We start from the raw sequence: 22,008 nt of genomic DNA, 5'->3' as shown, positions 1-22,008 counted from the left end.
CTCTCCCCCCTCGGAGCGGGGCGTCCCCGTGTCGTGGGCGGCTCAGCCGCAGTGGGTCCAGCCGCTGGTCCAGCTGGTGCCCTGGTAGGAGCCGCCCCACTGGACACAGGTGTCCGGGGCACGCTTGACCACCGGGCCCGCGTAGGAGGCGAAGTTCCCCGGGTTGCTGCCCGAGGCGCCGCCCTTGACCGCCAGCGTCGCGTTCATCGGCACCGGCCCGGCCGGCTTGGTGACCACGGTGGTGACGCAGTTGTCGCCGGTGGCGGACTTGTAGAGCAGGTAGACCGTCGCCGCGCCGAGGCTGTGCTGGTCGATGACGTTGAACCCGCTCCCGCAGATCTCCGTCGGGCTGTAGTACTTGCCGGGGCTCTGGGTCGGCGTCGGGGCCGGCGGCTTCGCCGAGGTGGTGCCGGGGGCGGGCTGGGTGACGGGCGGCTGCGGCCCCGAGGTGCTGCCGGGCTGGGTCGGCTGGCCGGGCGGCGCGGTCGCGGGGCGGCTCGGGCCGCCGGTGGCCCGGCCGGTCGCGGAGGGCCCGGACGAGGCACCCGGCGAGGGCGTGCCCGCCGTGGAGGCGGAGGCCGACCCGGAGGGCGACGCCTCCGCCGGCGCGGTGGCCGAGGGCTCCCCGGTGGGTGACGCGGTGTCGCCCCCGGGGATCGAGGCGGTGTCCTCCCCCGCGGCAACCGGACGGCCGCTCCCGCCACCGCCCGTGCCGTCCGTCGCCGCCTGGCCCTTGCCGCCGCCGGGCAGCGCGAGGGCCACCATGCCGCCGACGGCGGCGGTCGCGACCACGCCGAGCGCCACCGTGCGCAGCTGCTTGCGCCGCCTGCGCTGCTCCTCGTGACGGTCCGCCATGGCCTGCCAGTCGGGCTCCGCCGCCGTGGTCACCACCGGCTCGCCGATGCCGTTCGGCCATGATCCCCGTTGCTCCGTCATGGCCCGAAATAATAGAACACCTGTCAGTTCTCCCAGCTCCCCGGCCCTTTGAAGAGCTTGTGCGGACCTCGTGAACCCGGACCGCACCGCCCCGGGCCTCCCCTGCGGGCCCGGGGCGGCGCGGTCCGGCCCCGGCGGGCGTCAGCTCACCGTGACGGTCCTGCTGTAGAACTGGACGCGGTGACCGGAGCTGCGGAAGTCGGCGCTCGCGTCGCCGGCTCCGTTGGGCGCGGCGCCGAACAGCTCGTACGCGCCGTTGAGGTTGCCGGAGTCGCCGCGGGTGAAGGTGACCGTGCCCTGGTACCGGTTGATGTACAGCACCGTGTTGGGCGTTCCCCACTCCAGCATGTCGTCGGCCCGGCTCCAGGTCTGGTTGCCCACCTGACCGTCGACGCCCACCCCGTACCGGGCCTGCCACTTCCGGGTGGCCGCCTCGGTCCTCGGGCCGAACTGGCCGTCCAGGTCCGACTTCTGCAGCAGCTCGTCGGCGAACAGCACTGCCTGCCACATCAGCACCAGGTCGGTGTTCTTGGAGTGGGCGCAGCCGTTGCAGAGCGAGTGCCCGAGCTCGCCGTAGTGGTCGCCCCAGTCGTCGGTGAGGGCGCCGCCGCCGTCGACGAAGCTGTTTCCGTCGGCGCCGCCGTTGCCCGCGAAGGCGGTCCCGGACAGGCCGGCCGTGCCCAGCACGGCCAGGCCGAGCACGGCGGCCAGTCGCCCGGCCCGGCGGCCGGCGATCCCGCGGAGGTGTGCGCGTCGCATGGTGGTCCTCTCGCTGCGATGTCCCGGAGTACGTCCGCATCCGGGTTCCGATGGCCCTCACGCTGGCCGGGGCCGGTAAATTGACGGTTAATCGGCACGCCGCCGGCCGGTCTCCCCGCACCGCGACCACCCACCACCGTCTCGCCCACGCGTAGGGAAGCATGATCAGGTTCAGGGTCCTGGGTCCGTTGTCCGTGCTCGGCCCCGGCGGGGAGGTCCAGCCACTCTCCTCCGCGATGCAGCGCCGTCTGCTGGCCGTCCTGCTCAGCCGCCCCGACCGGCCGGTGTCGGTCGACCTGATCACCGATCAGCTCTGGCCCGGCCCGCCGCCGCGCACCGCCCGCAAGGCCGTCCAGGTCTACGTGCACCAGCTCCGCCGACTGCTCGGCGACGCCGACCGGATCCGCCACCAGGACGGCCGCTACCGCCTGGCCGCCTCCGCGGAGGAGCTGGACTCGCTCGTCTTCGAAGCCGCCGTCCGCGGCGCCCGCTCCGCGCAGGAGGCCGGCCGGTCCGCCGCGGCGCTGGCCGGCTGGGAGGGCGCGCTGGCGCTCTGGCACGGGACCGAGGCCTTCGCCGACCTGGAGGACTCCTCGCTGGTGCTCGCCGAGCGGCGGCGGCTCGCGGAGCTGCGGCTGGAGGCCCTGACCGGGTGGGCCGCTTCGGCCCTGGCGCTCGGCCGGCACCACGAGCTGACGGTGGCACTCCCGGCTCTGCTCGCCGAGCACCCGTACCAGGAGCGGCTGCACGCCCTCCACCTGCTCGCGCTCTACCGGGACGGGCGGCAGGCCGAGGCGCTGGCGGCCTACCGCGCGCTGCACGAGCGCCTGGTCACCGACCTGGGGGTGGAGCCCACGCCGGAGCTGAGACGGCTGCACGGACGGATGCTCCGTCAGGACCGCACGCTGGAGACCCCGGCCGCCGCCGGCCCCCGGCCGGTCCGTCAGCTGCCGCGCGCCGTCCCCGGTTTCGTCGGCTGCACCGTCGAGCTGGCCCGCCTGGACGAGCTGGCCGGCACGGTCGGCAACACCGTGGTGATCACCGCCGTGGCCGGTGCGGCGGGCATCGGCAAGACCTCGCTCGCCGTGCACTGGTCCCACCTGGCCGCCGAGCGCTTCCCGGACGGCCAGCTCTACCTGGACCTGCACGGCTTCGGCCCGTCCGGCACCGCGCTCGCGCCGGAGGAGGCCCTCCGCGCCCTGCTGGAGGCCCTGGGCACCCCGCCCGAGCAGATGCCCCGCGGACTGCAGGCCCGGGCCGCCCGCTACCGGGACCTGCTGGCCGGGCGGCGGATGCTGATCGTGCTGGACAACGCGCGGGACTCCGAACAGGTCCGCCCGCTGCTCCCCGGTTCCCCGCGCTGCTTCACGCTGGTGACCAGCCGCAACGGTCTCACCGGTCTGGTCGCCGGGGCGGGCGCCCATCCGCTCCTCCTCCCGTTCATGGAGGCCGAGGACGCCCGCCGGCTGCTCTCCTCCCGGCTCGGCTCCGCCCGGCTGGACCAGGATCCGGCCGCGACCGCCGCCGTGATCGCGCACTGCGGCGGCCTCCCGCTGGCCCTGGCGGTGCTGGCGGCCCGGGCCGCCCTGCGCGCCGAGCCCGGACTCGGCCCGCTGGCGGCGGAGTTGGCGGCCACGGCGGGAAGCCTTCGGGCCTTCGCGGTGCCGGAGGACCGGAGCACCGACGTCCAGGCGGTGTTCACCTGGTCCTACCGGGCCCTCAGCCCTTCGGCCGCCCGCCTCTTCCGCCTGCTGGGCCTGCACCCCGGGCCGGACCTGAGCGCCGCCGCGGCGGCGAGCCTGGCCGGCCACCCGGTGGCGGCCGAGCTCGCCGAGCTGGTCGAGACCCACCTGCTGCTCTCCCCCGCCCCCGGCCGGTACGCGCTGCACGACCTGCTGCGCTCCTTCGCCGCCGAACTCACCGACGGCGCCGACGGTTCGCGTCCCGGCGCCGAGGAGGAGGGCCGGGCCGCCGCCCTGCGGATGCTCGACCACCACGTCCAGACCGCGCAGGCCGCCGACCGCCTGCTCGCCCCCACCCGCGACCCGGTCGTACTGCCGGCACCGCTGCCCGGTGTGCGGCCCGAGACCGTGGAGGACCCGCTCGCCTGGTTCGCCACCGAGCACCAGGTGCTGCTCGCCCTGACCGCGTACGCGGAGGCGGCGGGCCTGCCGACGGCGGTGGGGCAGCTGGCCTGGGCGCTCGGCACCTACCTCAACCGGCAGGGCCACTGGCACGACTGGGTGTCGGTCCAGGGCGCGGCGCTGGAGGCGCACCGCCGGCTGGGCGACCTGCGGGGGCAGGCCGTCACCGGGATGAACCTGGCCCGGGCCCGCACCCGGCTCGGCCACTTCGACCTCGCCGAGCCCGAGTACCTGCGGGCCCGGGACCGCTTCCACGCCCTCGACGACGCGGTCGGGCTCGGCCACGTGCACCTCAACCTCGGCTGGATGTGCGACCAGCAGGGCGACCGCCACCCCGAAGCGCTGGCCTTCGCCGAACTCGCGGCGGGCCACTACCGCACCGCCGGCCACGAGGTCGGACGCGCCAACGCCCTCAACGCGGCCGGCTGGTACCACTCCCAACTCGGGGACCACGCCGGAGCGGTGGCCCGCTGCACGGAGGCCCTCACCCTCCAGGAGCGGATCGGCGACCGGCGGGCCCAGGCCAACACCTGGGACAGCCTCGGCTACGCCCACCACCACCTGGCCGACCACGCCGAGGCGGTCCGCTGCTACCGCCGGGCCGTGGAGATCCAGGAGGAGGTCGGCGAGCGCTACCAGATCGCCGACACCCTGGTGCACCTCGCCGACACCCTGGCCGCCCTCGACCGGACGGAGGAGCTCCGCGCGGCCCTGGAGCAGGCCCTGACGATCTGCCAGGAGCTGGACCACCCGGACCGCACCGCGATCGCCACCCGCCTGGCCGGCCTCGCTCCCCTCTCTCCGTAGTCCGCCCCTCCCCCTCCCGTCAGGCCGGGGTCAGGGCCACCGGCAGGGAGTCGTAGGCGGCGACGAAGTTGGAGGCCCTGCGGCTCGGCGGCCCGGTCAGGGTGAACCCCTCCACCCGGGCCAGCAAGGCCTCGAAGACCAGCCGCAGTTGACTGCGCGCCAGGGCCGCACCCATGCAGAAGTGCTTGCCGCTGGTGAACGAGAGGTGCGGATTGACCGCCCGGTCGACGCGGAAGGAGTCCGGGTCCTCGAAGACCTCCTCGTCGCGGTTGGCGGAGGGGATCCAGAGGCAGAGCAGCTCGCCGGGCTCCAGATCGGTGCCGGCCAGGCGGGTGGGCCGCACCACCGTGCGGGTGAGGTGCAGCGGCGGCGTGGTCCAGCGCAGCACCTCCTCGATCGCCCGGTCGAGGTGTTCCGGGTGGCGCCGCAGCCACTGCCACTGCCCGGGGTGGGCGGCGAAGGCGGCGACCCCGGCCGCGATGGTGTTCTTGGTGGTCTCGTTGCCGCCGATCGCCAGGTTGAGGCAGTTCAGCAGCACCTCCGACCGGGTCAGCCGGTCCCCGTCCAGTTCGGCCTCCAGCAGGCGCCGGATCAGGCCGTCCTCGGCCAGCTCGGCGTGGTCCAGCAGCCCGGCCAGGTGCATCAGCAGCTGGCCGTTGGCGGTGGCGGTGGAGCGCCGTCGCACCGTCAGGTCGCCCGCCCCGGGGTCGTGTTCGCCGAGCGAGCCGCAGACGGCCCGGCTGGCCCGGTCGGCCAGGGTGGCCCACTCCCGCTCCGGGAGGCCGAGCAGCATCCCGGCCCCGGCGGAGGGGACCCGGGCGGCCACGGCCCCGACGAAGTCGGTCTCGCCGTCCCGGACCGCCTGCTCGACCCACCCCTGCACCCGGTCGCGGAGCAGCCCGTCCAGGGTGCGGGCGGCCGAGCGGGTCAGCCCGCTGCTGACCAGGCGGCGCAGCCGCTGGTGGTGCGGCGGGTCGGTGAGCTCGATCATCTGGCCGGCCGCCGGGTCGCGTTCGCCGAGCGAGGTGTCCAGGGTCATGCCCCACTCGGAGCTGTAGCCGGTCGCGTCCCGCAGCACGGCGTCGACGTCCTGGTAGCGGGTGACGGAGAGGAAGGGCGGTGCCCCGTGCCGCTCCTGACGGTGCAGCAGTCCGCTGCGGCGCTGCTCGCGCCAGAGCCGGTGGGGCGGGTCGGGCAGGAAGGCCCGGGGGTCGGACAGGTCGGTGACGGGACCGGCCTGGAGGAGCTCAGACACGGACGGCCTCCTCGGCGGGCAGGTCGGCGAGCCGCGCCGACGTCGGGTCGGCGGGCCGGACCGCGGTCGGGTCGGCACCGGGGGCGGGGATGAACCCGGAGGCGTGGAAGTAGCCGAGGTAGGCGTCCAGCAGGGCGGCGTCCACCGGCGGGCAGCTCAGTCCGCTGCCGACCAGGTCCCGTTCGATCCGGGCCCGGTCCATCCGGGGCGAGTACCGGGTGGTGGCCAGCTCCTCGACCGTGGCCCCGCCGCCGGCGGCCTCCGTGGTGAACAGCGGGGCGAACGGCGCGAACGGGTGGTCCGGCCGGTCCGCGAGGTGGTCGAGCAGGGCGTCCACCCACCCGTGGTAGTCGACGGTGCGGACGGGGTGGCCGTGCGCCCGCAGACGCTCGACGAAGTCGGCGAGCAGTGCCTCCCGCGGGTTGGTCAGGTGGTAGGTCTGCCCCTCGGCGGGGTGACGGGTCGCCAGGTGCACCACCGCGCCGGCCGCGAAGTCGATCGGCACCAGGTTGAGCGGCAGGTCGAGCTCGGGGGCGAGGCCCAGCTCGGCGATCACGCGGAAGAACTCGCAGAGCGCGGCCGCGCTGTTCCAGGTGTACGAGGTGGTGTCCCCGGAGAGCTCGTACGGGCGGTGCACCGCCACCGGCAGCCCGGCCCGGCCCGCGCCGCGGACCAGCTCCTCGGCCACCCACTTGCTCTCGGTGTAGCCCATCGAGAGCAGCTCGACGTGGGAGAGCGGGGTGGTCTCGGTGACCTCCCGCACGCCGGCCGCGCCCATGCCGTGCACCACCGCCGCGGTGGACACGTGGTGCAGCGGCACGGCCCGCCGGGCCGCCAGCCGGACGAGCTCCCGGGTGCCCTCGACGTTGGCGGCGCGCAGCTTCTCGTACGGGTAGAGGAAGTTGACCTCGGCTCCGCTGTGCAGGATCAGGTCGGCGCCGTCCGCGTGGTAGTCCCACTCCAGCGAGTTCAGGCCCAGCCGGGGCAGCGCCAGGTCGCCGAGCACCGGGCGGACGCGGTCGGCGGGCAGCGGGCGGTCGATGCCGTAGCGCAGCTGTGCCTCGGCCAACCGCCGGTGGGCGTGGTCGGTGTCGCGGGCCCGGACCAGGACGTGGACCTGGGCCTCGGTGCGGTCGAGCAGCTCGCGCAGCAGGTAGGCGCCGAAGAAGCCGGTGGCCCCGGTGAGCAGCACGTGCTGGGGCCTGCGCCAGACGGGGTGCGGCGAGCCGGTGGTGACCGTCGGCCGCTCCCACACCAGGTCCGGCCGCCAGCGGTCGACCGCCGCCCGCGCGGCTTCGCCCTCCCCTTCCCCGGCCCGCGCCGTGCCGTGCCCCGTGCCGTGGCCTGCGCCCTGCGCCGTGCCCTGCGCCGTGCCCTGTCCCGCGTCCTGCTCGGTGACGGCCCGCTCGACTGCGGCGGCGAACGCGCTCGGCACCGGATCGCCCAGCAGCTCGGTCACCAGCTGGAAGTTGTGGCCGTCGTCGATGCCCAGCTCCTGCTGGACCCGGGCGACGAGCTGCACGGCCAGCAGCGAGCTGCCCCCGGCCGCGAAGAAGTCCACCTCCTCCGAGTCCGCCCCGGCCTCCGCACCCGGCAGCAGCGCGGCCCAGACCCGGGCCACCGTCTCGGCCACCGACTCGCCGTCCGCCTGCTCCCGTTCGGCCTGGGCGGCCGGCGCCGGCAGCGCGGCCCGGTCCACCTTGCCGTTCGGCGCCAGCGGCAGCCGGTCCAGCAGGGTGAGGGTGGCCGGGAGCATGAAGGCGGGCAGCCGCTCGGCCAGGTGCGCGCGCAGCCGGGCGGCCGTGGGCGCGGCTCCGGCCCGGATCGCGACGTAGGCGGCCAGACTGCGGGTGGTGCCGTCCTCGACCGCGACCAGCACGGCGTCGGTGACGTCGGGGTGGGCGGTGAGCGCCCGGCGGACCTCCTCGGGCTCGATCCGGAAGCCGCGCACCTTGACCTGGTCGTCGCGGCGGCCCCGGTACTCCAGCGTCCCGTCCGGCCGCCGCACCACGAAGTCACCGCTGCGGTACAGCCGTTCGGGTTCCCCGCCGTCCGTCCCGCCGAAAGTCAGGAACCGCTTCGCGCTCTCCTGGGGATCGTTCAGGTAGCCGGTGGCGATCCCCGGGCCGCCGATGTAGAGCTCGCCCTCCTCGCCGTCCGCTGCCGGGCCGCCGTCCTCGCGCAGCACGTGGCAGACGGTGTCGGCGATCGGGCGTCCGATCGGCACGCCGCCCGCTCCGTCCGGGACCGCGGTGATCAGCTGGGCGGTCGCCACGCAGGCCGCCTCGGTGGGGCCGTAGGCATTCACCAGGCGCTGCGGGCGGCCGAGTTCGAGCACCCGCCGGGCCGCGTCGGCGCGCAGCGCCTCGCCGCCGGTCAGCACGTGGCGCAGCCCGGCGAAGGTCTCCGGCCGCTCCTGGGCGATGCGGTGGAAGATGCTGGTGGTGAGGAACAGCGCGGTGATTCCGCGCTCGCGCACCACCCGCTGCAACTCCGGCGCCGAGAGCAGGACTTCGGAATCGACGGGCACCAGGCAGGCGCCGTTGAGCAGGGTCGGCCAGAACTCCAGTACCGAGGCGTCGAAGGAGAGCGTCGCCGCGTGCAGCATCCGGTCCCCGGGCCCGGGCTCGAAGAACCCGTTCGCCACCGAGAGCCGGGCCACCCCGCGCTGCGGCACCGCCACGGCCTTGGGCCGCCCGGTCGTCCCGGAGGTGAACATCACGTACGCCGCCGCCTGCCCCTCCGGCAGCGCGAAGGGGGTGTCCGCCGCCGCCTCCTGGCCAGCCGTCAGCACCTCCTGGTACCGCAGCACCGGCACCGCCGCCCCGGCCAGCCGTCCGGCCCCGGGCAGCCGGACCAGCGCCACCGCGCCGGCGTCCGCCACCATGCCGTGCACCCGCTCCGCGGGCAGCTTGGCGTCCACCGGCAGGTAGGTAGCCCCGGCGTACGCCACCCCGAGCAGCGCCGCACAGGCCTCCGGCCCGCGCCGGCCCACCACCCCGACCACCGCACCCGGCCCGATCCCGGCCGCCGCCAGTCCGCGGGCGAACCGCTCGGCCAGCGCGCCGAGTTCGGCGTAGGTGTACCGGAGCTCCGGACCCTCCACCGCGAGCTCCTGCGGATTCCTGCGCACCTGCTCCGCGAACAGCTCGGCCAGTGATCTGCTGTACGGACCCGCCGTGTCCGCCGCCGTCGTCGTCGTCATCGCTCGTGCCCCTTCGGTAGGCCCCGCACCTCGATCCCCCGAACGCCGGGAGCGTAGGGCGGCGCCGCCGAAGATGACGAACCGTCAGAGAGCTGCTGTGGAGCGGCAGAACCGCAGGTGGGAAGGGGTTCCGTTCCGCGATGCGGAACCACACTCCCCCAAGTGCACCCTCACGAAGGTCGAACTGGCACCAGGACGATCCGTCTGGTCCGGCCCCTCCCGGCATTCAACGAACTTGACCTGCACCGATCATGACGTGCCGTCAGGCCAGAACGGCGAGGGCCACGGGCTCGGGCAGGACCAGGGTCCCGCCGCAGTCGGGGGCGAAGGCGTCGAGGAGGCTGTGCTGCACCCGGCCGTCCATGATCCGGGCGGCCGGCACCCCGGAGCGCACGGCGTCCAGGCAGGCCTCCATCTTGGGGAGCATCCCGGCGCTCAGACGCGGCAGCAGCTCCGCGAGCTGACCGGCCGTCAACCGCTCGATCACCGTGGAGGAGCGCGGCCAGTCCGCGTACAGCCCGGCGACGTCCGTGAGCACCACCAGCAGCTCGGCCCCCATCGCCACCGCCACGGCCGCTGCGGCGGTGTCCGCGTTGACGTTGTAGACCTGCCCGTCCGCGCCCCGCGCGATCGAGGAGACCACCGGGATCCGGCCGTCCCCGACGAGCGAGCAGAGCAGGCCCGGATCGACCGCCATCACGTCGCCCACCAGCCCGATGTCCACCTGCTCCCCGCCCACCACCGCGTACCGCTTCACCGCCGTCATGGTGTGCGCGTCCTCACCCGTCAGCCCCACGGCGAACGGCCCGTACTCGTTCAGCAGCCCCACCAGCTCCCGCTGCACCTGGCCGGCCAGCACCATCCGCACCACGTCCATCGTCTCCGGCGTGGTCACCCGCAGCCCCGCCGTGAAGCTCGACCGCAGGCCCAGCCGCTCCAGCTGCGAGCTGATCTGCGGCCCGCCCCCGTGCACCACCACCGGACAGAGCCCGGCCTCCCGCAGGAACACCACGTCCTGCGCGAAGGCCGCCTTCAACTCCTCGTCCACCATGGCGTTCCCACCGAACTTCACCACGACCACGCGGCCCTGGTAGCGCGACAGCGACAACGGCACGGCCAGCCTCCTACGGTTCATGACACACGGCACGGGACCGAACGGCGTCCGGGCGGCCCCTTTATCCCGCCGCCGGATGACGCCCGCCCTGCGCCTTGCTGTCGCCGGGGTTCGCACTCCCTGAACAGACGGAATCAGCCCGCGCCCGCCGTCGCCCTGAGTACGCTCGCACCGACGGGACGGCGGTGGGGAGGGCGGAGTTGGGACGTTCACGGCCTTGGCGGGCCACCAGCGGAGCGGTCACGGCCCCGTGCCGGGGCCGTCTCACCACAGCCGAACGGCCGAACGGCCGCACCCCGTGAAGCGGCCAGGCACCCCACCGCGCCCCGGCCGCATCACCGCCTCCGGAGATCACGCGATCGCGGCGCAGACCTTCATCGGGAACGCCTACACCGGCGACAACCCGACCGTCATCAACCTGCCGCCCTCGGAACTGCGCCCACCCGCAGAGGTCGACGCCCCACCGCACCTCGCCCACCTGCCCGCCCGGCACGCCTCCTTCGTCGGCCGCGAACGCGAGCTCGCGCTGCTCGACGCGGCGCTGGACGGCACGGGCACCGCCGTGGTCCAGGCCCTCCACGGACTCGGCGGCGTCGGCAAGAGCACCCTCGCCGCCCACTGGGCCGCCACCCGCGCCGGCACCGACAACCCCGTCTGGTGGATCACCGCCGACAACCCCGCCAACCTCGACGCCGGCCTGGCCCGCCTCGCCACCGCCCTCCAGCCGGCCCTCGCCCTCCTCCCGGCCGAGCAGCTCACCGAGCGCGCCGTCCAGTGGCTCGCCACCCACACCGGCTGGCTCCTGATCCTCGACAACGTCGACGACCCGGCCCACCTGGCGCCCCTGCTCGCCCGCGCCACCACCGGACGGATCCTCATCACCAGCCGCCGCGCCACCGGTTGGCACCACACCGCCGTCCCCGTCCCCCTCGACGTCCTCTCCCCCGAGGAGTCGCTCGCCCTCCTGCGGCGCATCGTCACGGCGGCGGGGACCCGCACCGCCGCCCTGGACGGCGCGGCCGAACTCTGCACCGAGCTGGGCCACCTGCCCCTCGCGGTCGAGCAGGCCGGGGCCTACATCGCCGAGACCGGGATCAGCCCGGCCGCCTATCTGCACCTGCTCGCCGAGGACCCGGCCCTCATGTACGGAGAGGCGGCCGAGGGCCACGACGGCGAACGCACCGTCGCCCGCGTCTGGCGCCTCTCCCTCGACCACCTCACCGAGCACACCCCGCTCACCGGGGACGTCCTGAGCCTCCTCGCCTGGTGCGCCTCCACCAACATCCCCCGCGCCCTGCTGACCCCGCTCGACACCGCACCCGCCGTCCACCGCGCCATCGGCCGCCTCGCCGCCTACAGCCTGATCACCGTCAACGGCGACACCCTCGCCGTCCACCGCCTCGTCCAGTCCCTCGCCCGTACGCCGGACCCCGACGATCCCCACCGCCTCCCCGAGCACATCGGCGAGGCCCGCGAACTCACCACCCTGCTGCTGGCCAGGCTCCTCGCGCCCGGCGACCCGAAGGTCCCGTCCACCTGGTCCACGTGGCGCGCGGTGATGCCGCACGTCGACGCCCTGGCCCAGCACGCGCACCCCGACACCGACACCGAGGAGACCGCCCTTCTGTTCTCCGGCATCGGCCTGTTCCTCTTCGACCAGGGCGACACCCGCCATGCCACCGACTACCTGGAACGCGCGTACCACGCCCGGACACGGCTGCTCGGGGACGACCACCCGCACAGCGTGATCTCACGCAACAGCCTCGCGGAGATCCACCTGTCCCTCGGCGACTTCCGGCACAGCATCCGCCTGTCCGAACAGAACCTCGACATCCTGACCCGCTCCCTGGGCGCGAGCCACCCCGACACCCTCTCGGTCCTCAACAACCTCGGCCAGGCCTACGAATCGATGGGTGACTTCACCCATGCCGTCCCGCTCCTCGAACGGGCCCTCGCCATCTCGGTGCAAACGCTCGGCGACGACCACCCCGACACGCTCGTCTCGCGCAGCAACCTGGCCAGTGCCAACGGTTCCGCCGGAGACCTCGCCGGTGCCGTCCGTCTGCACGAGCAGACCCTCACCGCCCGGGTCCGTGTCCTGGGGGACGACCACCCCCAGACCCTCAACTCCCGCAACTCCCTCGCCTCCGCGTGCCTGAGCGCCGGGGACCTCGACCGCTCCCTCGTCCTGTACGAGCGGACCCTCGAGGACCGGGTACGGATCCTCGGGTCCGACCACCCCGACACCCTGCTCTCCCGCGGCAACCTCGCCCGCGCGCACCAGGACGCGGGGAACCTGGATCGCGCCCTGGCCCTGAGCGAACAGACGGTCAGCGCGATGATCCGGGTCCTGGGCCCGGCCCATCCCCGGACGCTCGTCTCCCAGCACAACCTGGCCAGCACCTACCGCGATTCAGGGGATCCGGCCCGCGCCCTGCCCCTCTACGAACGGACCCTCGCCTCCCAGACCCACGTCCTGGGGAACGACCATCCGGACACCAGGGCCACACGCGACGCCCTCGCCGTCGCGTACGTGTTGGCCGGGGAACTGTCCAGAGCCGTTCCCCTCCTCGAACAGACACTGGCCATCCGGCTCCGTCTCCTCGGTGAGGAGCACCCGGACACGGTGCTCGCCCACACCGCCCTCGCCATGACCGTCGAACGCCTCGCCCGGTTCCGCTCCGAACCGGTCACCGGGGCCTCCTGACGGTCCCTCATCGGTACGGCAGGCCATACCCGTTCGTCTGTCGGCCACGGCCACTACAGTGCCGCGCATGCGATCACTGATCACCGTCATCCGCGAGAACGACGACATCGCCGAACTCCTCTCCTGGCCGGGTGACTTCGACCTGGACCACGGTGACCACGTCGAGCCGGTGCACCTGGCGTCCGGGGCGGCGTTGGAGGCCTTCGCGGCGGACGGCGCCGGGGGCACGTACTTCTTCTGCGGCGACGGCGGTGAGGAGCGACCGGTGCTCTACGCCGACTCCGAGGGCCAGGCGGCCCTGCTCGCGATCGGGCTGCCGGAGCTGCTGCGGCTGCTGCTCGTCGCGCCGTGGTGGCGCGACTGCCCCGAGTTCACCGCCGAGGAGAGCGCCGAACGCGCCGCCGAGTACCTGGAGGACATGCCGGACTTCGCGGAGCGCCGGGACCGTGCCGCCGCCGCGCTCGGCCTCACCCTCCCGACCGACGTGGCCGCCCTGAGCCGCCTGCGCGAGGTCGCCGCCGGCCCGGGAGCGGACTACGTCCTGGTGTTCACCCCGGAGGGCACGGCCTACGAGCCGCTGATCACCACCTGAGTCCGACGCCGACCAGAGCCTTCGTCCGACGGCCTGATGACCTTTCGGCGAACGACACGGACAAACGTCGGAACCCTACAAACCGTCAGCACAGGACGCGGTAGGGAAGAACACCAAGGGATGAACTGCGGCTTGGCAGAGTGGCATTCGGCCGGGGAGGCACTCTCCCTCCGGCCTGTGTCGTCCCCACAGAAGGAGCCTTGCCATGACCGCCTTCGAAGACGTCATCGTCACCGGCCTCGGCGCCACCACACCCCTCGGTGGGGACGTGCCGACCACCTGGGCCGCGATGCTGGCCGGACAGTCGGGGATCTCGGCCATCGAGGAGGAGTGGGCCGAGGGCTTCCCGGTGCGGATCGCCGGGAAGCTGGCGGTGGAGCCGTCCACCGTGATGGACCGGGTGCAGGCCCGGCGCTTGGACCGGTGCGAGCAGATCGCGCTGATCGCCGCGCGGGAGGCGTGGGCCGACGCCGGGTCGCCGGAGGTGGATCCGGAGCGGCTCGCGGTGGTGATCGGCACGGGGACCGGCGGGGCGCTGACCCTGCTCGGGCAGCACGACGTGCTGCACGCGAGCGGTGTGCGGAAGGTGTCGCCGCACACCGTGCCGATGCTGATGGCCAACGGCCCGGCCGCCTGGGTGAGTCTGGAGCTGGGCGCCCGGGCCGGAGCGCACACGCCCGTCTCCGCCTGCGCCTCCGGGGCCGAGGCCATCGCCCTCGGGCTGGACCTGATCCGTCTCGGCCGGGCCGACGTGGTGGTGGCCGGCGGGGCCGAGGCCTGCATCCACCCGCTGCCCCTCGCGGGCTTCCACTCGGCCCGGGCGCACTCCACCCGCAACGACGAACCGGCCCTGGCCTCACGGCCGTTCGACCTCGGCCGGGAGGGCTTCGTGATCGGGGAGGGCGCGGCCGTGGTGGTGCTGGAGCGGGCCTCGTTCGCCGCCGCCCGGGCCGCGCGGCGGAACGCCCGCCTGGCGGGGGCCGCCGTGACCTCCGACGCCCACCACATCACCGCCGGCCACACCGACGGCCAGGCCCGGGCCATCCGCCGGGCGGTCGCCGAGGCGGGCCTCGCCCCCACCGACATCACGCTCGTCCAGGCGCACGCCACCTCCACCCAGCTCGGCGACCTCACCGAGGCCCGCTCGATCGCCACCGCGATCGGCACCCACCCCGCCGTCACGGCCGTGAAGTCGATGACCGGTCACCTCTTCGGCGCGGCAGGCGCGTTGGGTGCCGTGGCCACGGTCCTCTCGCTCCGGGACGCCATCACCCCGCCCACCGTCAACCTCAGTGACCCCGACCCCGAGATCCCCCTGGACATCGTCACCGGCAAGCCCCGCGAGGGCGTCCAGACCGCCGCCCTCGCCAACGCCTTCGGCTTCGGCGGCCACAACGTCAGCCTGGTACTCACCCCGTGACGGCGGCCTGACGCTACGCCAACCGCTCCAGCAGGCCCGCCAGTTGCTCCCGTTCGGCGCAGCTGAGCGGGGCCAGCACGGTGTCCTCCACCGCCACGAGCTCGGCGGTGAGCTCGGCCAGCAGCGACTCGCCCGCCGGGGTGAGGGAGACCTCGACCCGGCGGCGGTCGCGCAGCGAGCGGGTGCAGACGGTGCAGTCGGCGGCCATCAGGTCGTCGACCACCTTGACGATGTCGCTGGGGTTGATGTCGAGGCGGGCGGCGAGCTCTCCCTTGGAGAGGGAGCCGCCCGCGAGGGCCTCCAGGACGGCGACGTGCCACAGGCGCAGGCCGCGTTCGGCGACCCGGGCGGCCAGGCTGGCGCGGGCGTTGCGGCCGGCGGCGGATATCAGGGAGGTGGTGAGGCCGAGCAGTCGGGTCGTCATCGGTCCGGGTCCTGGTGATCGGTAACAACGGCGGCAGCGGGCTTGCGGGCGGCGCGGACCACCATCGGTGTACCGGTCTCCGGGTCGGGGACCACCCGGCAGCGCAGGCCGAAGACCCGCTCGACCAGCTCGGCGGTGAGCACCTCGGCCGGGGGCCCCTCCGCCGCGACCGCGCCGTCGGGGCCGAGCACCACCAGGTGGGTGGCGTAGCGGGCGGCCTGGTTGAGGTCGTGGAGGACGGCGACCACGGTGTGGCCGCGCTCCTCGTGGAGTTCGGCGCAGAGGTCGAGGACCTCGAACTGGTGCGAGATGTCCAGGTAGGTGGTCGGCTCGTCCAGCAGCAGGATGTCGGTCTGCTGGGCCAGCACCATGGCCAGCCAGACGCGTTGGCGCTGCCCGCCGGAGAGATCGTCGACCGGCCGGTCGGCGAGGTCGAGGACGCCGGTGCGGCGCATCGCCTCGGTGACGGCGCCCTCGTCCTCGGCGGACCACTGGCGCAGGAAGCCCTGGTGCGGGTAGCGCCCCCGGGCCACCAGCTCGGAGACCGAGATGCCGCTGGGCGCGTTGGCGGACTGCGGGAGCAGGCCCAGCCGGCGGGCCACCTCGCGGGTCCGGTAGGTGGCGATCGAGGCGCCGTCGAGCAGGACCGTGCCGCCGGTGGGCTTGATGAGCCGGGCCAGGGCCTTGAGCAGGGTGGACTTGCCGCACGCGTTCGGGCCGAGGATCACGGTGAAGGAGCGGTCCGGGATGCTGACGGTCAGTGAACTCGCGACCGTGCGTTGGTCGTAGGCCAGGGTGAGGTCCTCGGCCCGCAGCCGGGAGCCGTCGTGCACGGCAGGGACGGTGGAGGCCGTGGGAAGGGTGGTGGAGGTGACGGTCATGTGCCGCTCTTTCGGGTTTCGCCGATCAGCAGGAGACAGAGGTAGAGGCCGCCCAGCGTGCCGGTGGCGATGCCGACCGGCATGGGGGCGGGGGCGAAGACCCGCTGGACCGCGAAGTCGCTCGCGGCCAGCAGCAGGGCTCCGCTGAGGGCGGCGGGCACCAGGCCCCCGCCGGTACCGCCGCGGCCGCCGACCAGTCGGCGGGCGAGCTGCGGGGCGGCCAGCGCGACGAACCAGATCGGGCCGGTGACGGCGGTGCCGACGGCGGCCAGGGCGACGCCGAGCAGCAGCAGGACGGCCCGGGTGGGGCCGGTGCGCATGCCGAGCGCCCGGGCGGTGTCCTCGCCGAGGGCGAGCATGCCGAGCCGGCGGCCGTACCAGAGGGTGGGCGGCAGCAGGATCGCGACGCCGATGGCGAGGGCGGTGACCTGGGGCCAGGTGCGGCTGTTGAGGCTGCCGATCAGCCAGCTCTGGGCGGCCAGCGCGTCCTCCAGGCTGGCGCGGGTGATCAGGTAGGAGTTGACGGACAGCAGGATGGCGCTGGTGCCGATGCCGATCACCACCAGACGGAAGCCCGGCAACCCCCGCCCCGAGGCGAGGAGTTGGACCAGCAAGGCGGTGGCCAGGCCGCCCGCGAGGGCGCCGAGGGCGGTCTCGGTGAGGCTGCCGTGCCGGACCACGATGACCAGCAGGGCGCCGGTGGCGGCACCGTTGGTGAGGCCGATGACGTCGGGGCTGCCGAGCGGGTTGCCGGTCAGACCCTGGAGGACGGCTCCGCTGACCGCCAGGGCTGCGCCGACCAGTAGGGCGAGCAGCAGGCGGGGCAGGCGCAGGGTGTTGACGACGAAGTCGGCGGCGCCGGGCTCGCCGGTGAGTGCGCCGTAGACCTCACGCGGCGTCAGGTGCACCTCGCCCACGGCCAGGGAGAGCAGGCAGACGCCGAGCAGCAGGGCCGCGAGGCCGGCACAGACGGCGACCGTCCGGGGCACCACCCGGACCGACCACCGTCCACGGCGCAGCACCGGATGGCCGATCGCCGGGCGGCCCACTGCCCGTGCCTGCACGGCGGGCTGACGGCCGCTCACAGCAGCACCAGCCCGCGGCGGCGGCACAGGCCGAGGAAGAGCGGGCCGCCGAGCACGGCGGTGACGATGCCGACCTGGATCTCGCCGGGCGCCCCGGCCACCCGCCCGGCCACGTCCGCGGCGAGCAGCAGCAGCGGGGCGAGCACGGCGGAGTAGGCCAGTACCCAGCGCTGGTCCGGGCCGACCAGGAAGCGGGCCACGTGCGGGACGGCGAGGCCGAGGAAGGCGATCGGCCCGGCGGCCGCGGTGGCGGCGCCGCAGAGCAGCAGGACGGCGAGGCCGCCGAGGGCGCGGGTGCGGCCGACGGCGACGCCCAGGCCGTGGCCGACCTGGTCCCCGAGGCCGAGCGCGTTCAGGGCCCGGGCCAGGGCGACGGCGATCAGACCACCCGTCAGGACGAAGGGCAGCACGGCCAGCAGGACGTCGTAGCGGCGCCCGGCGAGCGAACCGACGGTCCAGAACCGGAACTCGTCGAAGACCTCGGGGTCGAGCAGCAGGACGGCGGAGTCGAAGGCGAACAGCACGGCGGTGAGCGCCGCTCCGGCCACCACCAGCCGTTCGGGGGTGGCTTGGCCGCGGCCCGCCGCGCCGAGCAGGTACACGGCGAGGGTGGCCACGGCAGCGCCGAGCAGGGCGAACCAGACGTAGCCCAGCACGCTGGAGACGCCGAGGAAGCCGATCGCGACCACGACGCCGGTGGCGGCGCCGAGGCTGACGCCGAGCAGGCCCGGGTCGGCCAGCGGGTTGCGGGTGAGGGCCTGCATCAGGGCGCCGGCGGTGCCGAGCGCGCTGCCGACCAGGAGGGCGAGCAGGGTGCGCGGGATGCGGTAGTCGTGGACGACGGTGGCGGCGTTCGAGCCGTCGGGGTGCCAGAGCACCCGCCAGGTCGTGCTGACCGGGACGCCCCGGGTGCCGATCCAGAGACTGAGCAGGCAGAGCAGCAGGAGCACCCCGGCGGCCAGGGCCAGCCCGAGAGTGCGCCGCAGGGCCGCCGACGGTTCGACATTCATAGTTAGGTAAGGCTAACCTGTCTCCTCGGTAGAGGTCAACACTCGAACCAACACCTGACGCACCGTCAGAACCACTGGTCACAGCGGACGTTGGGCCACCATCGCAAGATCACCCGAAAGGACGTCCATGGCCACAGCAGGACCGAGCGGAGGCGCCGTCCTGCGCGGCGCGCTCCGCGGCCAACGCCGCCTGCTGACCGGCGCGGCGCTGCTCGGCATGGGACACCAGACCTGCGAGGCGCTGGTGCCGGTGGTGATGGGCGCGGTGATCGACCGGGCCGTGGCCACCGGCTCCGTCCCCGCGCTGCTGCGCTGGCTGGCCCTGCTCGCCGTGCTCTTCCTGCTCCTCTCCACCTGCTACCGCACGGGCGCCAGACTGGCGGAGCGCGCCGGCGAGCAGGCCGCCCACCGGCTGCGCCTGGCCCTCACCACCCGAGTGCTGGACCCGTACGGCGGCGCCGAGGCCGGGCACCTGCCCGGTGCGCTGGCCGGCATCGCCACCGGCGACGCCAAGCGGGTCGGAGTGGTGGCCACCGTGCTGCCGTTCGGCGTCGCCGCGCTGGCCGGACTGGGCGTCAGCGCCGCGCTGCTGCTGCGGATCTCGGTGCCGCTCGGCCTGCTGGTGCTCCTCGGCATACCGCCGCTGCTCTGGCTCGGCCACCGCATCAGCCGCCCGCTGGAGCGGCGCAGCGGCGTGGAGCAGGACCGCGCCGCCCGCGCCGGTGGCATCGCCGCCGACCTGGTCACCGGCCTGCGGGTGCTCAAGGGCATCGGCGCCGAGGCGGCGGCGGTGGCCCGGTACCGGACGGTGAGTCAGGACTCGCTCGCCGCGGCGCTGCGGGCCGCCCGCAGCCGCGCCGCGCACGACGGGGGGCTCCAGGCGCTGACCGGGCTCTTCATCGTGCTGATCGCCCTGGTCGGCGCGGTGCTGGCGATGGACGGACGGGTCAGCGTCGGCGAGCTGATCGCCGCGGTCGGTCTGGCGCAGTTCCTGCTCGGCCCGTTCCAGGTGCTCACCTGGGCCAACGGCGAGTTCGCCCAGGGCCGGGCCTCGGCCGGGCGGATCGCCGAGGTGCTGGCCGCCCCGCCCGCGGTGCCGCACCACCGCGCACCGCACGCGGCCACGCCCGGTTCCGGGCCCTGGTCCGCCGGCCCCGGCGGGCTGCGGCTGAGCGGCGTCGGCTACGGCGCCCTGCGCGGGCTGGACCTGGAGGTCGCGCCCGGCGAGCTGCTCGGCGTGGTCACGGACGATCCGGCGGCCGCGGCCGACCTGCTGCGCTGCCTCGGCCGCGAGGCCGACCCGGCCGCCGGAACGGTCGAGTTGGACGGCACCAGCCTGACCGCCCTCGACCCGGCCGAGCTGCGCCGCTCCGTCCTGGTCGCCCACCACGACGCCGTGCTCTTCGCGGGCACCCTGCGGGAGAACCTCCTCGGCTCGCCCGACGGCGAGCTGACCGGGGCCGTGCTCGCCGCATCCGCCGCCGACGAGGTGGCCGCCGCCCTGCCCGCCGGGCTGGACACCGAGGTCAGCGAGGGCGGCCGTTCGCTCTCCGGCGGCCAGCGGCAACGCGTCGCCCTGGCACGGGCGTTGGCCGCCTCACCGGCCGTACTCGTCCTGCACGACCCGACCACCGCCGTGGACTCCGTCACGGAGTCCCGGATCGCCGAGCGGCTGCGCGCGCTGCGCCACGGCCGCACCACCGTGCTGGTCACCACCAGCCCGGCCCTGCTCGCCCGCGCCGACCGGGTGGTGGTCCTCACCGACGGCGCCGTCACCGCCGACGGCACCCACCAGACCCTCACCGCCGACCCCGCCTACCGCACCCTGGTGCTGGCATGACGACCACCGCGGAGGACCCGACCGTGACCCCGACCCACGCACCCGCCGACCGCGAACTGCTGCCGGTCGCGGGCGGCGCCGAGACCTGGGCCGTGCTGCGGCGCCTGGTGCTCCGTCAGCGCGCCCTGACCGCGGGGGCGCTGACCGTGCTGGTGCTCGGCACCGCCGTCGGTCTGCTCACGGCCCCGCTGCTCGGCCGCCTGGTCGACCTGGTGAGGGCGAAGGCCGGCACCGGCTCGCTCACCCTGCCGCTGGTCCTGCTGGTGGCCGTCGCGCTCGGGCGCGGCGCGGCCATCGCGTACGGCAGCGCCCTGGTGGCCCGGCTGGGCGAGGGCGTGCTCGCCACCGTGCGCGAGGAGTTCGTCGAGCGGGCGCTGCGTCTGCCGCTGGAGCGGGTGGAGCGGGCCGGGGTGGGCGACCTGACCTCCCGGGTCACCGGGGACGTCGCCCTGGTGGCGCGGACGGTGCGCCAGGCGCTGCCCGAGTTCGCCCGCTCGGTGCTCGCCATCGTGCTCACCCTGGTGGCACTGGCCCTGCTGGACTGGCGCTTCGCGCTCGCCGTGCTGGCCGCCGCGCCCGTGCACTGGCTGACCATGCGCTGGTACCTGCCGAGGGCCGTCCCGGTCTACGCGGCCCAGCGGGCCGCCGCCGGGGCGCTCCAGCAGCAGCTGCTGGACGGTGTCGGCGGGGTCCGCACCGTGCGGGCACTGCGGCTGACGGAGCACCAGGTGGGCTTGGTGGAGAAGCGTTCGGACGACTCCGTGCAGCTCTGGATGCGCGGCACCCGGCTGGTCACCGGCTTCTTCTCCCGGCTGAACCTGGCCGAGTTCATCGGGCTGGCCTCGGTGCTGGTGGCGGGGTTCCTGCTGGTGGACGCCGAGGAGGTGAGCCTGGGCACGGCCACCGCCGCCGCCCTGTACTTCCACGGTCTCTTCAACCCGATCAACGCCGCCCTGGTGCTGGTCGACGACGCCCAGTCGGCGGGCGCCGCCCTGGCCCGGCTGGTCGGGCTCGCCGCTCTCCCCACCGAGCCGGAGCCCGCCGACGCCCCCGGGCCCGCCGACGCCTCCGTCGCCGTCACGGCCCTCCACCACGCCTACCGCGACGGCCACCCGGTGCTGCACGAGGTCTCCCTGACGGTCCGTGACGGCGAACGGGTCGCGCTGGTCGGGGCCAGCGGGGCGGGCAAGACCACCCTCGCCAAGCTGGTGGCCGGGGTGCACCGGGCCTCCTCCGGCAGCATCCGGCTCGGCGGCGCCGAGCTCGCGGAGCTCGGCCCGGCCGGGGTGCGCGGCGCCGTCGCCCTGATCAGCCAGGAGGTGCACGTCTTCGCCGGCCCGCTCGCCGACGACCTGCGCCTGGCCCGGCCCCGCGCGACCGACGCCGAGCTGCGCACCGCGCTCGCGGCCGTCGGCGCCCTGACCTGGGTCGACGCCCTCCCCGAGGGCCTCGCCACCGTGGTCGGCGACGGCGGCCACCGCCTGACGACCGCTCAGGCCCAGCACCTCGCCCTGGCCCGGCTGGTCCTCACCGACCCCCCGATCGCCGTCCTCGACGAGGCCACCGCCGACGCGGGCAGCGCGGGCGCCCGCGAGCTGGAGGCCGCCGCCGACGCCGCCCTGGCCGGCCGCACCGCCCTCACCGTCGCCCACCGCCTCACCCAGGCCGCCACCGCCGACCGCGTCGTCGTCCTCGACGGCGGCCGGGTGGTCGAGACCGGCACCCACGCCGACCTCGTCCAGGCCGACGGCCCGTACGCCGCCCTCTGGTCCGCCTGGTCCGCCGAACGCACCCCGGCCGAACGGCCCGCCTGACGTGCCATGATGCCC

15 protein-coding genes are annotated in these 22,008 nt (G+C 75.0%); 6 read left to right on the top strand and 9 right to left on the bottom strand.

The annotated features are described in order from the left end of the window. Positions 1–42: 42 nt before the first annotated feature. Together ACWCYY_RS13045 and ACWCYY_RS13040 are read right to left on the bottom strand one after the other, a co-directional pair. A complete protein-coding gene (locus ACWCYY_RS13045) occupies positions 43–936 on the bottom strand; it encodes a hypothetical protein (RefSeq protein WP_449796055.1) in 894 nt (297 codons plus the stop codon). Positions 937–1,077: 141 nt separating this feature from the next. After that, positions 1,078–1,695, bottom strand: a complete 618-nt coding sequence (locus tag ACWCYY_RS13040; protein ID WP_345284043.1) for a peptidoglycan-binding domain-containing protein — start codon at positions 1,693–1,695, stop codon at positions 1,078–1,080. A gap of 161 nt (positions 1,696–1,856) precedes the next feature. On the opposite strand from ACWCYY_RS13040, the gene ACWCYY_RS13035 reads away from it, so the two are divergent. After that, positions 1,857–4,646 (top strand): BTAD domain-containing putative transcriptional regulator, encoded by a 2,790-nt coding sequence (locus ACWCYY_RS13035; protein WP_449796054.1) that lies wholly within the window; start codon positions 1,857–1,859, stop codon positions 4,644–4,646. A gap of 19 nt (positions 4,647–4,665) precedes the next feature. Here the strand turns inward: ACWCYY_RS13035 and ACWCYY_RS13030 are convergent, their stop codons facing one another. The 3 genes from ACWCYY_RS13030 to argB all read right to left on the bottom strand — a co-directional run bounded on the left by ACWCYY_RS13030 (position 4,666) and on the right by argB (position 10,220). Further along, positions 4,666–5,901 carry a cytochrome P450 gene (locus tag ACWCYY_RS13030; protein WP_380149681.1) on the bottom strand — a complete coding sequence of 412 codons (1,236 nt, stop codon included), beginning with the start codon at positions 5,899–5,901 and terminating at the stop codon, positions 4,666–4,668. Continuing rightward, positions 5,894–9,106 carry a non-ribosomal peptide synthetase gene (locus ACWCYY_RS13025; protein ID WP_449796053.1) on the bottom strand — a complete coding sequence of 1,071 codons (3,213 nt, stop codon included), beginning with the start codon at positions 9,104–9,106 and terminating at the stop codon, positions 5,894–5,896. The genes ACWCYY_RS13030 and ACWCYY_RS13025 overlap by 8 nt, the downstream gene beginning before the upstream one ends. A 262-nt stretch (positions 9,107–9,368) precedes the next feature. Continuing rightward, a complete protein-coding gene (argB, locus tag ACWCYY_RS13020; protein WP_449796052.1) occupies positions 9,369–10,220 on the bottom strand; it encodes an acetylglutamate kinase in 852 nt (283 codons plus the stop codon). Positions 10,221–10,518: 298 nt separating this feature from the next. Between argB and fxsT the strand changes: the two genes are divergently transcribed. The 3 genes from fxsT (at position 10,519) to ACWCYY_RS13005 (ending at position 14,939) form a co-directional block, all read left to right on the top strand. Further along, on the top strand, positions 10,519–12,927 hold the full coding sequence (gene fxsT, locus ACWCYY_RS13015) for an FxSxx-COOH system tetratricopeptide repeat protein (protein WP_449796051.1): 2,409 nt from the start codon (positions 10,519–10,521) through the stop codon (positions 12,925–12,927). Positions 12,928–12,994: 67 nt separating this feature from the next. Then, the gene (locus ACWCYY_RS13010; protein WP_449796050.1) at positions 12,995–13,519 is read left to right on the top strand and encodes a hypothetical protein; all 525 of its coding nucleotides are present in this window, start codon (positions 12,995–12,997) and stop codon (positions 13,517–13,519) included. 205 nt (positions 13,520–13,724) lie between these two features. Further along, on the top strand, positions 13,725–14,939 hold the full coding sequence (locus tag ACWCYY_RS13005; RefSeq protein WP_449796049.1) for a beta-ketoacyl-[acyl-carrier-protein] synthase family protein: 1,215 nt from the start codon (positions 13,725–13,727) through the stop codon (positions 14,937–14,939). Positions 14,940–14,952: 13 nt separating this feature from the next. Here ACWCYY_RS13005 and ACWCYY_RS13000 read toward each other — a convergent pair whose 3' ends face one another. The 4 genes from ACWCYY_RS13000 to ACWCYY_RS12985 are packed head-to-tail and all read right to left on the bottom strand — an operon-like array spanning position 14,953 to position 18,339. Next, entirely contained in the window at positions 14,953–15,363 is a 411-nt protein-coding gene (locus ACWCYY_RS13000) for a MarR family winged helix-turn-helix transcriptional regulator (RefSeq protein WP_449796048.1), read from the bottom strand. After that, the gene (locus ACWCYY_RS12995; RefSeq protein ID WP_449796047.1) at positions 15,360–16,244 is read right to left on the bottom strand and encodes an ABC transporter ATP-binding protein; all 885 of its coding nucleotides are present in this window, start codon (positions 16,242–16,244) and stop codon (positions 15,360–15,362) included. Before ACWCYY_RS12995 ends, ACWCYY_RS13000 begins: the two co-directional genes overlap by 4 nt. Further along, a complete protein-coding gene (locus ACWCYY_RS12990; protein WP_449796046.1) occupies positions 16,241–17,329 on the bottom strand; it encodes a FecCD family ABC transporter permease in 1,089 nt (362 codons plus the stop codon). The genes ACWCYY_RS12995 and ACWCYY_RS12990 overlap by 4 nt, the downstream gene beginning before the upstream one ends. Next, positions 17,326–18,339 (bottom strand): FecCD family ABC transporter permease, encoded by a 1,014-nt coding sequence (locus ACWCYY_RS12985; RefSeq protein ID WP_449796045.1) that lies wholly within the window; start codon positions 18,337–18,339, stop codon positions 17,326–17,328. The genes ACWCYY_RS12990 and ACWCYY_RS12985 overlap by 4 nt, the downstream gene beginning before the upstream one ends. A 127-nt stretch (positions 18,340–18,466) precedes the next feature. Here ACWCYY_RS12985 and ACWCYY_RS12980 point away from each other — a divergent pair, with 127 nt between their 5' ends. Together ACWCYY_RS12980 and ACWCYY_RS12975 are read left to right on the top strand one after the other, a co-directional pair. Beyond that, on the top strand, positions 18,467–20,179 hold the full coding sequence (locus ACWCYY_RS12980) for an ABC transporter ATP-binding protein (RefSeq protein WP_449796044.1): 1,713 nt from the start codon (positions 18,467–18,469) through the stop codon (positions 20,177–20,179). Beyond that, positions 20,176–21,993, top strand: coding sequence for an ABC transporter ATP-binding protein (locus ACWCYY_RS12975; protein WP_449796043.1), 1,818 nt, complete (start codon positions 20,176–20,178; stop codon positions 21,991–21,993). The genes ACWCYY_RS12980 and ACWCYY_RS12975 overlap by 4 nt, the downstream gene beginning before the upstream one ends. Positions 21,994–22,008: the final 15 nt, after the last annotated feature.

It is taken from the genome of Kitasatospora sp. NPDC001664 (genome assembly GCF_053596675.1).
This window is presented reverse-complemented; position numbering and strand designations above follow the sequence as displayed.